Source organism: Weissella thailandensis (genome assembly GCF_001932615.1).
GTDB classification, from domain to species: domain Bacteria; phylum Bacillota; class Bacilli; order Lactobacillales; family Lactobacillaceae; genus Weissella; species Weissella thailandensis.
The window spans coordinates 636,302-650,187 of the sequence record NZ_CP014332.1 but is presented as its reverse complement, the minus strand read 5'-3'; the positions used below and the strand labels follow the sequence as shown (position 1 = coordinate 650,187).

Sequence of the window (13,886 nt, the reverse complement as noted above, 5' to 3'; positions counted from 1 at the left end):
AACTGTTACTTAAATTATACGGTAAGTTGCGCCAATCGCATAACGACCATTATCCAATTCTTCATTAATTTCCATATGTTCCGCAAAATCTGCATCCCAATACTCGAGTTGTGCCTTTGGTACACGCCAATTTAATGAACTTAGTTGCGCCAAAAACTGTTGTTCGGAATACGTTTGTCGATTTAACATATAACGAATAACTAAACGTAACCAATCTATTCCCGTGACCTTATCTAAGAAAGCCACCACAGTAAACGGCATTGGTCGCACAATCATTGCCGGATTTTCATCATAACTTGGTAATTGATTAATAATCAATTGATAAAGCCCCGGTGTTTCAGAGCTCATTCGTGGTCTTGGTAGTCGTTCCCACAATTCCTCTGACATCATAGTTTGGTCTAAAATAATTCCTTGGTTACTTTGATAACCCAAGCCAATTAGATAGATAGTTTGTCCATCATAAAAGTAGTTGATTACTGTATATGGTAAGTCATCTTTCATACTACTTGGCAGGTATTTTTCCTTAGCAATTACCTGGACGTTAACACCATTTTTCCGCAAACTCTTTATTAGTTTAATACGATTACCTGGTACAAATACTTGCACAGGTTGTTCGATTTCAATGACATTCATAACGTCAGAAATTTCTAACGGCTCATAATATTTTTTGCTACCTAACTCTGACATAAACATCAAGTCCGTCGGATTATTATTCATCAGAATCGTACTGATATTTTGGTTTTGTAGTTCTTTGACGACCATCGCCATCACATAGGATGCGGCTGCTCCATCCCCTAAACGGAATCCCCCAGAACCAATGACTAATACAGAATGACGTCCTAAACGATTACTTTCATTTTCTGACTCAAAAGTAGAATAGTATTGATTAGCTGCTTCTTCGAATTCACCAGCAGAGGATTCAAACGCCTTAAAGGTTGGCAAAATACCATTATCCCAACGATAACGACGTATCTCTTCAAACTTGGCATCCCATAAGCGAGCAATTAAACCATCTGAAAGGCCGTAGTACTTTGCTAATTTCAAAACATCTGTTTGCCAAGCATTGTTCTTAACGGTTTCTTCTAATTTATTGATTTGAGACAACTTATAGAAATAAAAAGCATTTATTTTCGTCATTTCTGCTAATTCATCAACCGTATAACCACGACGCAATGCTTCCATTAATACAAAGATTCGATTATCACGCGGGTAAATCAACTGCTCAATAATTTCATTATCAGTTATCGCATTCATCACAGTTGGTGAAAAATTACGATTATTAAAGTGTGCCGCACGAATAGCTTTCTCTAAGGCTTCTTCAACACTACGACCAACTCCCATGGTTGCCCCGACTGACTTTTGAACTGTATTTAACCGGTGTTCTGTTTTAACACCATTTGATTCAAAATCTCCAAATGAAAAAATGGGAAAACGAATCACAATGTGATCCATCGTTGGCTCTAATAATGCGGTGTGGTTAGCCCCAATAACCGGTGTCTGAACATCTTCGATATTTTCACCTAGCATTAACCGAACCACCACCGGAACCAGTGGATAACCTGTCGCAGCCACCAACAAGGCTGCTGTCCGGTCAAAGTAAGGTGTCACACGGGTAATAACATATTCATTATTTTTAGGGTCCACTGCAAAACGGACTTCTAATAGTCCCACAACATCAAAGCCTCTAATAACCTTGAATGCTGCCGCACGTAATTTTTGATAAACCGGGTCTGGCAAGGTTTGAATTGGGGTTATCGCAATTGAATCTGCTGAATGAATCCCAACTGGATCCATATCCTCGACACCACCAATTAAAATGGTCGAATTACTCTTATCACGAATAACCAACATAGAAATCTCTTGGTACCCACGAATACTCTTGTCAATATTTACCTGATGTGTAATTGAACGAGCAAGGGCGGTTTCGGCCGCTTCCTCTAAATCATCTGTATCTTCAACCTGTAATCGTAATGTTTGGCCCATTGGCGCAACTGGTCTAATGACAACTGGTAATTCAAAATCTCTGGTTGCGTCAAAAACCTCGCCCACATTACTAGCAAGCCGTGACTGGACTGTTGGAATATTTAGTTGTTGCAAACGCTCGTGTAGGTATTTTGTGTTTTGAGTGGCTTGCATGACCGGTAATGATAACCCCAAAACCGTTGGTGCACCGTTACCCATAAGTTTCAGGATATCAGCACCTAATCGTGTGGCTGTTGACCCACCTACCGACGCAACCATCGCTGTGATATGCTCATCATTAATAATTTGAACCAGATTTTCAACTGTTAATGTTTGTTCAATGACTTGGATATCGTGACGTGCGCTAGTAAAAGAATACGGGTTGTCATCAACCACAACCACTTCATGACCATATTGTTTCAGTACATGAACAACCTGATAAGCTGCAACATCCCCCTCAGTTTCTCGGCCAAAATCGTTAGCGGAACCACCAATGATTAATACTCGTTCTGTCATATCGTTCCACCTCCTCGACGGGCCATCACCATTTCCATAAACTCAGCGAATGCCTGCGTTTCTTCTAATGGTCCAGGAGCCGCGTCTGGAAAAAATTGTACACTAAATGCTGGATAATCTCGATGGCGTAATCCTTGAATTTGGTTATCAGTAATATCGATATGGGTTACAAACAAAGGCGTATCTTTAATCGATTTTGCATCAACATAGTACGCCTGTCCTTGGGTTGCAAACATGATATCTTTCGTGATTTGCTCACGAATTGGATGATTCATACCGTGATGAGCTGAAGTCAATTCACTGACTTTAGCCCCATTGGCTATTGCAAATAATTCATGACCCAAACCAATACCAAACAATGGCACGCGTGTCTCAAATTCACGAATCAGATCAAGCGCTGTTTCAGGAACTTGTGCCGGATCACCCGGTCCAGATGAAATGACCAGACCATCTGGATCAAGATTGGCTACCTCATCAAATGTCGCTGAAAAAGGCAATACGGTCACATTAGCATCGAAGTCGCTTAGCATTCGTAAAATACCACTCTTAAGACCAAAATCTAGCACGACAACATTTGCGCCACGTCCGGGATTAGCATAAGCTTTCGGCGTCGAAATCTGCGCAATTTGTTGATTAGTCAATACCATTGCACGCAATTGATCAAAGGCATGGTCATCTGGTTGATCAACAATTGATGCCTTTTGCACCCCGGTTTCACGTAAATGTCGTGTTAATGCTCGTGTATCAATTTGTGAAATACCAGGAATATTATGTCTTTTCAAATAATCATTTAAGCTAAGTGCTCGGATACGATTAGTTGAGATTTCCGCGATTTCACGTACGACCACCCCTTTGACTGCTGGCACAATTGCTTCATCTGCATAATGATTAATACCGGCCGCACCAATTGTCGGTGTCGTAAACATAATAATTTGATTGTAGTAAATTGGATTCGTGATAATTTCTTGATAGCCAGTCATCGCTGTATTGAAAACTAGTTCACCAAAAGTCGTTGCTGGTGCCCCAAAAGCTTCACCTTCGTATACCGTACCATCTTGTAAAATTAAATAACGTGTTGTCATGACGTAGATCTCGTTTGGCGAATGCTAAACGATCCCTCCTTCCCGTCTAACCGTTGAAAAACTAACGGATTTCAATACCGTCCTGGCCGTCAAATTCTTTCATATTAACGCGAATCTTTTCAGAAGTTGCTGTTGGAATATTTTTGCCAACAAAATCAGCACGGATTGGTAATTCACGATGGCCTCGATCCACCAAGACTGCTAGGTTAACAGCTGCAGGTCGTCCATTGTCCATAATGGCATCTAAGGCTGCTCGAATCGTCCGACCAGTAAATAGCACATCATCAACTAAAATAATTCGCTTGTTATCGATATCTACATTAAAAGATGATTTTTCACCAGCTCGTTCAGCATCATCATCACGATAATGTGTAATATCAAGTGGTATCACAGGAATTGTCGCTCCTTCTAATTGTTGCAAGCGATCAGCAATCCGTTGACCAATAAAGACGCCACGTGTCTTTATCCCGACAATAGCGAGATTTGTCACTCCTTTATTCTTTTCGATAATCTCATATGTAATTCTTGTGAGTGCTCGTTGCATCGCCATTGCATCAACAATTTCTTTTGCCATAATCTATTCCTTTTCTCCATTGATTCCAACTAATAAAAAGAGACACCATCACTTCTAAAAAGGATAACGTCTCATTCGGTCTTATTCATTACGTTACCTCCTAGTAAACTCACGGGATTACTTTAAGAAAGTTTCATTCATTCAGTTTATCTAAGGCTATTTTATCATGTTCAACGCGGTTTGCGTACTATCAGTTATTTTCTTCTGCATAAGGTTCTAATTCTGCCATTGCGTCAACAAAATACTGTGGTAAAGGTGCCTCAAATGTTAATGCTTCTTTTGTTGTTGGTTGCGTTAATCCCAAGGTAGCCGCATGCAGGAATTGTCCATTGCCCGCCAACGTTTTCTTTGGTCCATATAATGGGTCGCCGGCCACTGGATGACCAATATAGGCCATATGTACACGAATTTGATGTGTGCGGCCAGTTTCTAAGGTTACTCGTAATAAGGTATAACCTACATATCGTTTAACAACTTCAAAATGAGTGACGGCATCGCGACCACCCGCAATAACAGCTTGTTTCTTACGATTGGTCTTTGAACGTCCCAACGGTGCTTTAATCGTACCTTTATTCTCAGAAAACTCACCATGCACCAAAGCATAATATTGGCGCAAGTTTTTCTTGTTTTTTAAATCTGATGACAAGGCCTCATGTGCTTGATCATTTTTGGCAACCATCAGTAAACCTGACGTATCTTTATCAATACGGTGCACGATTCCTGGACGAACAACACCATTAATCGATGACAGGTCAGTATGGTACATTAAAGCATTGACTAAAGTACCATTCGGATGACCAGCAGCCGGATGAACGACCATCCCCTGTGGCTTGTTAACCACTAATAAGTCGTCATCCTCGTAGACAATATCCAGCGGTAAATTCTCTGGCTTAAGATCCAAAGTAACTGGTTCTGGCACAACAAATGATATGACATCATCAGGACGTACTTTATAATTTGGTTTCTTGTTTTCCTTATTGACCGTTAAGACACCTTCATCGATCCACTTTGATACTTGTGTTCGTGTGTATTCCGTAAATGCATCTGCGACAACTTTATCCAAGCGTCCCTTCTGGTCTGTGATTGTCAGTGATTCCTCAGTCATTTGTTTTTCCTTCAATTTCTTTTCTTAAGCTGTTCAAAAAGCGTCGGTTCATCCAGAAATTATAATATTCACCATCATAACTGAACGAAACAGTCCTTTTCGTAAACTGCACATGCGACATTTCAGAAAAACGAAATTTATCTGTATGAACGCCAAACGTTGGTAAAATCCAAAGTGCGTCTGTAGCCAATGCGACTCTTCTTCTAAAATAAGTTAATAGTGCAACAATAATGAAAACTACCACAGCACCAATTGTCCAAACGTTGAGGTGCGTAACCTCTAATAGCATGACGAGGCCAAACATGGCGATCATTAGAATCCACAGCCAGTTGACCCAGCCAAGTAGGCCTGCTGGTTGGTAATATCCCTTCATTCTTATGTCCTTTCTGATCTACTAATAAGCATGTTGTTTGTAAACCATCTGAGAATGTTTCTATCATCTAGTATAATGAAATTGGAGGTACTTGTCATGTTAATCAAAGTTTATTCAGATGCTGCTAGCCAAGGAAACCCTGGTAATAGTGGTGCCGGTCTAGTCATTTTATATGATGGACAACAAATTCAACGGCATCACTATCTAGGAAATATGTCAAATCATGAAGCAGAATTCGCAGCTGCTATTTGGGCCTTCCAAGTGTTAGAAACGCTTAGCAGTGATACCGATACCATCATGTACTATGCCGACTCTAAAATTGTTATCGACAGTATTCATAAACGCTATGCGAAGCACTTTAGTACCCAATTAGCACAATTACTACATTATTATGATCGCTATCATTTAATCATTAGCACCTGGATACCAGAAAAACAAAACCGTGGCGCCCATCAATTAGCTTGGCAAGCTATTCATCATCAGGATTAAGCTGTCCAATCCCAGTCCATGCACTGACTAGCGAACAGACAGGTGATAGTAGTGCGAAAAAAGTAAATGGTGCAAAAGCAGTCACGGGCACACCTAACGTTTGTGCAGCAAAACTACCAGCGACACCCCAAGGTACTAAATAATTAATTACCGTCCCTGAATCTTCCAACGTTCTTCCTAAAGTCAACCGACTTACTTTCAACCGAATAAAGGTATCACGCCAAAGTTGTCCAGGTAAAATCGTCGCTAAGTATTGCTCACCAATTAGGAAATTAGCCGAAATGCCTGTCACCAATGTACCAGTAATCACACCTGCCTTTGTTTTAATGCGCTTGACTAATGGTGTCATAACTGCCTTTAAAACACCTTGTTCAGTTAATAGACCACCTAATGCGAGTGCCAGCATAATAATGATCACCGTTGGCATCATAGAAAGCATGCCCCCGCGGTTCAACAATTCTGCTAGTAGGTCATTCTTAATAGTTGTTTTTGAACCATTCATAATGACATCGGCTAACTGCTGCGGCGTATGATTTAACATAAACATAATTCCTGTCACGGTAATGTTAACCAATAATGTTGGAATCGCTGGCACATGACGCCACGCCATCATAAATAGCAATACAATTGGCAATGCTGACCACCATGTAGGCGTTAACAAATCCGCTAACTTTTGCAAATCGTTCATGCTACCTTTAATGATTTGATGCTGATTGAGAATAACGAAAATCAATAATGATCCTAATAATGCTGGAATTGTCGTCCACATCATATTCTTAATGTGTGCAAATAAGTCAGTCCCAGCGATTGACGATGCTAGATTTGTTGAATCGGACAATGGTGAACTTTTATCACCAAAAATCGCACCAGACAGTACAGCACCAGCTACGATACCTGGGTCAAATCCAATCGCGGTTCCCACGCCCATCAATGCAACCCCTACCGTCGCTATCGTTGTAAAAGCAGAACCGATCATCGTACCCATCAGTGCCATAATCAATAATGCGCTCGGCAAAAACCACTGCACATTGGCAATTTTTAGTCCAACCCATAATAACGATGGAATGGTATTAGTTGCCATCCATAATCCAATCAACATACCAATCAAAAGAAACAAAAATAATGGTGCCAGCGCTTTTTCAATCCCCTTTAATAACTGTTCCTGGATTGTTTGCCAAGATGTTCGGCGAATTATCGCAAATATCATGACTGCAATAATACTAATCACAAGTGGCACATTGGGTGATAACCCAAATCCGAGGATACTACCACTAAAAATAAAAACTAATCCTAATAATAATAAAATACTCTGTTTAAATGTCATCGGCTTATTCATTACCTGTTCTCCTCTATTTTATGAAATAATTTTTGTCATTAATGCGCTATTTCTAATTAAGTCGATAACGAGTAAGCCCACCTGCATGACTTGTATGCCTTAATACCCCATTGTTTTGCTCCTATCTGCATAAAAAAATCCCAGTAAACAGGCATAAAACCTATTTACTGGGACGAAATTTCTCCGCGGTACCACCCAAAAATTAGTTGATTACCACGAATCAACTCTCTTTCGTTTATTTCAATGTTTAAAAATAGTTCAGTTACTCCACCTGCGCTACTCACAGCTCCCGTAGCTTCTCTGACATACAATGAAGTCTCCTACTGATACCCGTTATTGTACGCATCAATGATTTCTTTGTCAACTTGATTTTTAGCGAAATGATGTACGTATAGAAACCATAAAACACTCGCGCATGCCATAGTTGTTTTTGGTAAAATTATATATTCTGATAAATCGAATGGATATTTTAATTATATAGATATGATAATTTTCCTTCATTTATGGGTACTATTCAGGATATAATAGAAGTAACATAAAATATACGTGCAACAATGATCCACGTTAAAAGCTGTTAAGGAGTATGTTTCTCATGGAAAAGCTACCAGAGAAAAAGGTATTGGGCATTATTTCTATAATTATCGGTGTTGTGGCACTGGTACTATCATGGGTACCATTTATTAATAATTTTGCTGCAATTGTTGCAGTTATTGGATTAATATTTGGAATAGTTGGGCTATTATTCAATAGAAAACATAAAAAAATTCTTTCTTGGATAGGTGTCGGTCTCTCTGTATTAGCCTTTATCACTGTGTTAGTAACACAATCAATATATTCAAACGCAATCGACAAAGCAACAGAAGCACCTCAAGCAACACCTTCTTCTAGTGCAAAGGCTTCCTCAACTGCTTCATCAAGTTCTGAAGACTCAAAGAATAAATCAATTGAAGTTAACTACGAAAAGTATGATGTAAAAGATTCAAAGACCTATTCGGTAAATTACACTGACGATGTCTGGGCAGGAACTAATATAACTATTAACAATGTGACAGTTTATAAATTGGCAAAAACTTATGAATATGATTCTGTCGATGACGGTAAGTTTGATACGAATGGCTTTATCAGAATTAACATGACCATTGCACCAACTCAAGATATCGATACTTACCCTACTCAAGGTACCCTTGTATTTGATAACGGTGAACAGCATGAGGCCGATACTGATGAAAACTGGGATGGTGAAATTGCTGCTAATGCAAAGAAAACCGGAACAGTCACTGTACCAATTGGTTCATTAGATTCTGCAGATGCCATTAATAATTTCCGTTTAAAGTTTGATGCAGACTATGAAACAGAAGACTATGACGATGATAATTCAACTCATGAATATGATATGTCTATCGATTTGAATAATTAACAAATAAAATTAATAATGAGACCTGGACATGTCTTTAAACTGTCTATTTTTTATGCATAAAATCTATTTGTTTAAAGCGCACGAGAAAATGAAGAAGAAAAGTTGCTAAATGTGTTCAAAAAATAGTTCCCAAAGGTTCCCTATTTTTGACACTTTATTATATTTTTTGACAATAAGAAACACTTTTAAAATCACACAAAAAAACCGCCACATAGGCAATTAGCGCTATGCAACGGCTTTTGTAAGGACTTGTGATTAAGCAAGACCATATTTCTTGTTGAACTTATCAACAGCACCATCTGCAGTAGTAAACTTTTGCTTACCTGTGTAGAATGGGTGTGAATCTGAAGTAATTTCAACACGAATCATTGGGTAAGTAGCACCCTCAAATTCGATAGTCTCGTCAGAAGTACGAGTAGAACCTGACAAGAACTTGTAACCAGTAGTTGAGTCAACGAATACCACTTGGTGGTAATCTGGATGAATTTCAGCCTTCATTATTTTCTCCTTATTGCCCTAGTTTTATAAAAACCAGAGTCAGATTATTTAACTAGAATATAGTAACATAAATAACCAAAAAATGATAGTTTTTCACTATAAACCAGCCGAAAAATTGATTAATTTTTTTGCCAATAAAGCAACTATTCTTCGTCTGATTTAAGCACAGCCATAAAGGCTTCCTGCGGCACTTCCACAGTTCCCACTGCTTTCATACGCTTCTTACCACGTTTTTGCTTATCCAACAATTTTGCACGACGATCTGGATCACCTGTATGAATTCGAGAGGTAACATCCTTACGATAAGCCTTAATTGTTGAACGAGCAACAATTTTTGACCCCACAGCAGCTTGGACTGGAATTTCAAAGTTTCGTCGTGGAATGATTTCCTTTAATTTCTTCGTAATCACACGAGAACGTTCTTGTGCAAAGTCACGATGCACAATGAAGCTCAAGGCATCCACTTTTTCATTATTCAATAGAATATCGATTTTAACTAATTCAGATTGACGGTATCCTGATAGTTCATAATCTAGCGAAGCATACCCACGTGTATTTGATTTCAATTTATCAAAGAAGTCAAAAATAATTTCTGATAATGGCATGTAATATTTAACATTAACCCGATTTGCATCCAAATAATCCATGGTATCAAATTCACCACGCTTTGACTGTGCTAACTCCATAACCGCACCGACATAGTCATTAGGTACCATAATTTGTGCCAGGACAAATGGTTCTTCGATATATTTAATCTCTGATACCTCTGGTAATTCTGATGGGTTAGAAACCTCCACCATTTCACCATCTGTTGTATAAGCATGATAAGTAACTGACGGCGCCGTTGTAATTAGATCTAAGTCAAACTCACGTTCCAAACGTTCTTGAATAACATCCATGTGCAACAAGCCTAAGAATCCAGTACGGAACCCAAAGCCAAGTGCTTGTGATGTTTCTGGTTCAAATTCAAGTGAGGCATCATTTAATTGTAGCTTTTCCAATGCATCTCGTAGATCATTATATTTTGCATTATCAGTTGGATATAATCCAGAATAGACCATCGGTGTCATTGGCTGATAACCAGGTAATGGTTCCGCAGCTGGTTGCTTCACGTGCGTCAATGTATCTCCAGGACGCGCATCACGAATATTCTTGATTGAGGCTGCCACGTAACCAATATCTCCAGCCATTAATAACTCACGTTTAATTGGCATAGGTGAATTAACACCAACCTCGGTCACTTCGTACTCTGCTCCTGAGTTCATAAACTTAATTTTTTCACCCGGACGCAACACACCACTCATCACTCGAACGGTCAAAATAACACCTCGATATGAATCATAGGCCGAATCAAAAATTAAGGCTTGTAGTGGCGCATCAAGATCACCTTGAGGCGCTGGAACATCAGTCACGATTTTTTCCAAAAGTTCTGGAATACCAACTCCTTTTTTGGCTGAGGCCAATACAGCATCAGAGGCATCAATACCGATCACATCTTCAATTTCTGTGCGTACTGCTTCAGGATCAGCAGCTGGTAAATCTATTTTATTAATAACAGGCAAAATTTCTAGATCATTTTCAATCGCTAAATAAACATTTGCCAAAGTTTGGGCTTCCACCCCTTGGGCTGCATCAACAACCAAAATTGCGCCATCAGCAGCAGCCAATGAACGTGACACCTCATAAGAAAAGTCCACATGTCCTGGTGTATCAACTAGATGAAAAATATAATTTTCACCATCTTTGGCATGATAATGGACCTCGACGGCATTCATCTTTATCGTAATACCACGTTCCCGTTCCAATTCCATCGTGTCTAGTAATTGATCTTGCATCTCTCGCTCAGTAACCGTATGAGTTGCTTCTAAAATACGATCTGAAATCGTCGACTTTCCATGATCGATATGGGCAACAATACTAAAATTACGGATATGTTTTTGGCGCGCCTGCATTTCTTCTATATTCATTATTGCGCTCCTATTCTTTGTATTTTCTGTCCATACTATTATACAAGTATTCTTATCATCATGGTAGTGTCCTAATGGTTATTCTTGTCCTTTAATTTATCTGTTAAGGATTTCGCTTTTCTTTCAACTGATTTATCAAACTTTTTCTGGCGATACTGTGTATACCCAAATAGGATAAGTAGCACCAGGATTATAATTATTTCAATCATCCTTCATATTCCTTTTATTATAAATATTTAATATTTTTTATTTTAAATTGGTCTTCAATTGTATTTTACTCTATTTTCAATTACACTCAATTTAAACAACTCAATCTAAAAGGAGGCATAGCTATGGCTAATTTGCCAGAAGTACAACAATCTGAAGCCGGTGGTGAGGAAGTGACCCAAAGTCGTTCAGAACAACATCAACTTCCTCATAAACCAATCATTTCATATTTTGTTCGTAAATTATTGGCTACTGCTGGTGTTATTTCAATTATTTTAGGAATTTTTGCCTTTGTCTTTAACCCCGATTGGTTATTAGCTGTTTCAATACTATTTGGATTATTTTCAATTTTCATTGCCATCATTGATCTAATGTTATTTCGTAACAGTACCTATTTACGTGGTTCACACCTAATGAGTGCCTTGTTGAGTCTTGTAATGGGACTTGTTCTCTTATTCCGCCAAGACGTTGCGAAAGACTTTATTGGACTCGTATTCGGCTTTTGGATCCTATTTAATGCAACTAGTAATTTAGCCCAAACATGGGTACCTGAATTACTAGTCGGTTGGCAACGTTTAGTCGGCTTGGTAATTGGTGCCGTTGGCCTTTGCCTAGGGCTATTCTTGGTACTATTCACAGGCTACTCGACCCATGATATGCAAATTATTTTAGGAATTTATACTGATTTATTAGGAATCTTCTTCTTACTAGTTAGTTTCTTTAGTCGCAAGAATGACTTAAACCAACCAGCATAATACCTAAATCATAAAAAAAGACAGAACCCTTCATCAAACCGATGATGCGTTCTGTCTTTTTTATATAATTACAATCTAGCATGATATGTTACAAAATAGGCGTTAATAATCTAGAGAAGAATTGCTTAAATCGTAACCATGGTGACTGTTTAGCAAAATATTTTGGTGTCAACAACGTTGAATTTTCCAAATCTTTCTCAAAAATATGATTCATTTGTAACGCTAAGTTCCGGCTATAAAGAAAGGCATTTACCTCAAAATTTAATGCAAAAGAACGAATGTCCATGTTGGCACTACCAACTGATACGATTTTATCGTCAATCACAATCGTCTTAGAATGCAGGAATCCTTTATTATAGGCATAAACTTCAATGCCTTCCTGAGCTAATACACTAGCATAATACTCAGTTGCCCGATAAACAAACATATGGTCTGGCTTTGACGGAATCATCACACGGACTCTGATACCTGACCTAGCTGCAATTTCAATCGCGTCCATAATAGCTGAATTGGGAATGAAATATGGCGACTGGATCGTAATACTCTCATGTGCCATAGAAATCATCCGTAAGTAGCCTTGGTAAATTTGTCTCGTATCAGCATCAGGACCTGAAGAAACAACTTGCATCGCCACATCACCACTTGCATTAATGGATGGAAAATAATTTTCACTGAACTCTACCTTTTCATTATCGGTCGTTGCATTCCAATCTGTGAAAAAGCGACTTTGCATTGCTAGCACACCATCCCCGACTACCCGAAGATGCGTATCACGCCAATAACCAAACTTTTTTAAGCGCCCCAGATATTGATCACCAACATTAAAGCCACCGATATAACCAATGTTACCATCAATAATCACCAGCTTACGGTGGTCATGATTGTTAACATGTAATGAAAACAAATGCCACTTCGGCATTAGAAACGCCTCAACTTTGCCACCAGCTGCTCGCAATCGCTTATACATTCTTGAATTTCGACCGCTAGATCCCCACGCATCAAAAATAACTCGCACACGAACGCCAGCTTCAGCTTTTTCTGTCAATAAATCAACTAACTCATTACCGATTTGATCATTATAAATCGTATAAAATTCAACATTTATATGATGTTTTGCTGCACGAATATCAGCAAACATTTTTTCAAACATATCATTACCATCAGTTAGGACATCAACTTCATTCTGGTTGGTCAAAATTGCTTGTTCATTTTGTAGAAATAAGCGAATGAATGACTGCTCTTCAACAAAATGATTCGGATCTACAGCTGACAAGACTTCTTGTTGCTGATTTTCTGCAATCCGATCAATCCCTAACGTTTGCTGTGTCTGCATCGTAAATATACGATCACCTGATAATTTACGACCAAATAAATAATAAATTAGAAATCCAATTATTGGGAATAATAGCAACACTAACATCCATGCCCAGATAGACGTAATGTCACGGTACCGATCTCTAAAAACAGTTAAAATAGCAGCTAGCGTGTTAAAAATGAACACAAGCTCCACTATTAAAACTACCCAATGCTCAACCATACCCACACTCCTTCTGAATAATACTACCATTCTAACAGTTTTGTACCATCACAACATGTTAAATTACG

At 38.7% G+C, this 13,886-nt stretch carries 12 protein-coding genes; 3 read left to right on the top strand and 9 right to left on the bottom strand.

Going from position 1 to position 13,886, the window contains the following annotated elements:
* Positions 1-9: 9 nt before the first annotated feature.
* From FOL01_RS03205 to FOL01_RS03185, 5 genes are all read right to left on the bottom strand, one after another.
* Positions 10-2,478, bottom strand: a complete 2,469-nt coding sequence (locus FOL01_RS03205) for an ATP-binding protein (protein ID WP_075269303.1) — start codon at positions 2,476-2,478, stop codon at positions 10-12.
* The gene (locus FOL01_RS03200; protein WP_075269302.1) at positions 2,475-3,560 is read right to left on the bottom strand and encodes a carbamoyl phosphate synthase small subunit; all 1,086 of its coding nucleotides are present in this window, start codon (positions 3,558-3,560) and stop codon (positions 2,475-2,477) included. The genes FOL01_RS03205 and FOL01_RS03200 overlap by 4 nt, the downstream gene beginning before the upstream one ends.
* 61 nt (positions 3,561-3,621) lie before the next feature.
* Complete coding sequence (gene pyrR / locus FOL01_RS03195) at positions 3,622-4,134, bottom strand: bifunctional pyr operon transcriptional regulator/uracil phosphoribosyltransferase PyrR (protein WP_075269301.1); 513 nt, start codon at positions 4,132-4,134, stop codon at positions 3,622-3,624.
* Positions 4,135-4,324: 190 nt separating this feature from the next.
* Positions 4,325-5,239, bottom strand: a complete 915-nt coding sequence (locus FOL01_RS03190; protein WP_075269300.1) for an RluA family pseudouridine synthase — start codon at positions 5,237-5,239, stop codon at positions 4,325-4,327.
* Complete coding sequence (locus FOL01_RS03185) at positions 5,232-5,612, bottom strand: EbsA family protein (RefSeq protein WP_075269299.1); 381 nt, start codon at positions 5,610-5,612, stop codon at positions 5,232-5,234. The genes FOL01_RS03190 and FOL01_RS03185 overlap by 8 nt, the downstream gene beginning before the upstream one ends.
* 96 nt (positions 5,613-5,708) lie before the next feature.
* Here FOL01_RS03185 and FOL01_RS03180 point away from each other — a divergent pair, with 96 nt between their 5' ends.
* The gene (locus tag FOL01_RS03180) at positions 5,709-6,101 is read left to right on the top strand and encodes a ribonuclease HI family protein (RefSeq protein ID WP_083603416.1); all 393 of its coding nucleotides are present in this window, start codon (positions 5,709-5,711) and stop codon (positions 6,099-6,101) included.
* Here the strand turns inward: FOL01_RS03180 and FOL01_RS03175 are convergent.
* Positions 6,082-7,437, bottom strand: coding sequence for a Na+/H+ antiporter NhaC family protein (locus tag FOL01_RS03175; RefSeq protein WP_075269297.1), 1,356 nt, complete (start codon positions 7,435-7,437; stop codon positions 6,082-6,084). The genes FOL01_RS03180 and FOL01_RS03175 overlap by 20 nt on opposite strands.
* A 592-nt stretch (positions 7,438-8,029) precedes the next feature.
* Here FOL01_RS03175 and FOL01_RS10860 point away from each other — a divergent pair.
* Complete coding sequence (locus FOL01_RS10860) at positions 8,030-8,854, top strand: DUF4190 domain-containing protein (protein ID WP_083603415.1); 825 nt, start codon at positions 8,030-8,032, stop codon at positions 8,852-8,854.
* Positions 8,855-9,109: 255 nt separating this feature from the next.
* Here FOL01_RS10860 and FOL01_RS03165 read toward each other — a convergent pair whose 3' ends face one another.
* Together FOL01_RS03165 and lepA are read right to left on the bottom strand one after the other, a co-directional pair.
* On the bottom strand, positions 9,110-9,352 hold the full coding sequence (locus tag FOL01_RS03165) for a type B 50S ribosomal protein L31 (protein WP_075269296.1): 243 nt from the start codon (positions 9,350-9,352) through the stop codon (positions 9,110-9,112).
* A gap of 143 nt (positions 9,353-9,495) precedes the next feature.
* Positions 9,496-11,319 (bottom strand): translation elongation factor 4, encoded by a 1,824-nt coding sequence (gene lepA, locus FOL01_RS03160; protein ID WP_075269295.1) that lies wholly within the window; start codon positions 11,317-11,319, stop codon positions 9,496-9,498.
* 332 nt (positions 11,320-11,651) lie between these two features.
* Here lepA and FOL01_RS03155 point away from each other — a divergent pair, with 332 nt between their 5' ends.
* On the top strand, positions 11,652-12,281 hold the full coding sequence (locus tag FOL01_RS03155) for an HdeD family acid-resistance protein (RefSeq protein ID WP_075269294.1): 630 nt from the start codon (positions 11,652-11,654) through the stop codon (positions 12,279-12,281).
* An 88-nt stretch (positions 12,282-12,369) separates the two neighbouring features.
* Here the strand turns inward: FOL01_RS03155 and cls are convergent, their stop codons facing one another.
* On the bottom strand, positions 12,370-13,818 hold the full coding sequence (gene cls / locus FOL01_RS03150; RefSeq protein ID WP_075269293.1) for a cardiolipin synthase: 1,449 nt from the start codon (positions 13,816-13,818) through the stop codon (positions 12,370-12,372).
* Positions 13,819-13,886 lie beyond the last annotated feature (68 nt).

Bases quoted from the DNA above. Each gene is read 5' to 3' on its own strand.
- FOL01_RS03165 (WP_075269296.1), bottom strand. From the start codon at position 9,352: ATGAAGGCTGAAATTCATCCAGATTACCACCAAGTGGTATTCGTTGAC.
- FOL01_RS03190 (WP_075269300.1), bottom strand. From the start codon at position 5,239: ATGACTGAGGAATCACTGACAATCACAGACCAGAAGGGACGCTTGGAT.
- FOL01_RS03185 (WP_075269299.1), bottom strand. From the start codon at position 5,612: ATGAAGGGATATTACCAACCAGCAGGCCTACTTGGCTGGGTCAACTGG.
- lepA (WP_075269295.1), bottom strand. From the start codon at position 11,319: ATGAATATAGAAGAAATGCAGGCGCGCCAAAAACATATCCGTAATTTT.
- FOL01_RS03180 (WP_083603416.1), top strand. From the start codon at position 5,709: ATGTTAATCAAAGTTTATTCAGATGCTGCTAGCCAAGGAAACCCTGGT.
- FOL01_RS10860 (WP_083603415.1), top strand. From the start codon at position 8,030: ATGGAAAAGCTACCAGAGAAAAAGGTATTGGGCATTATTTCTATAATT.
- FOL01_RS03175 (WP_075269297.1), bottom strand. From the start codon at position 7,437: ATGAATAAGCCGATGACATTTAAACAGAGTATTTTATTATTATTAGGA.
- FOL01_RS03200 (WP_075269302.1), bottom strand. From the start codon at position 3,560: ATGACAACACGTTATTTAATTTTACAAGATGGTACGGTATACGAAGGT.
- FOL01_RS03205 (WP_075269303.1), bottom strand. From the start codon at position 2,478: ATGACAGAACGAGTATTAATCATTGGTGGTTCCGCTAACGATTTTGGC.
- pyrR (WP_075269301.1), bottom strand. From the start codon at position 4,134: ATGGCAAAAGAAATTGTTGATGCAATGGCGATGCAACGAGCACTCACA.
- FOL01_RS03155 (WP_075269294.1), top strand. From the start codon at position 11,652: ATGGCTAATTTGCCAGAAGTACAACAATCTGAAGCCGGTGGTGAGGAA.
- cls (WP_075269293.1), bottom strand. From the start codon at position 13,818: ATGGTTGAGCATTGGGTAGTTTTAATAGTGGAGCTTGTGTTCATTTTT.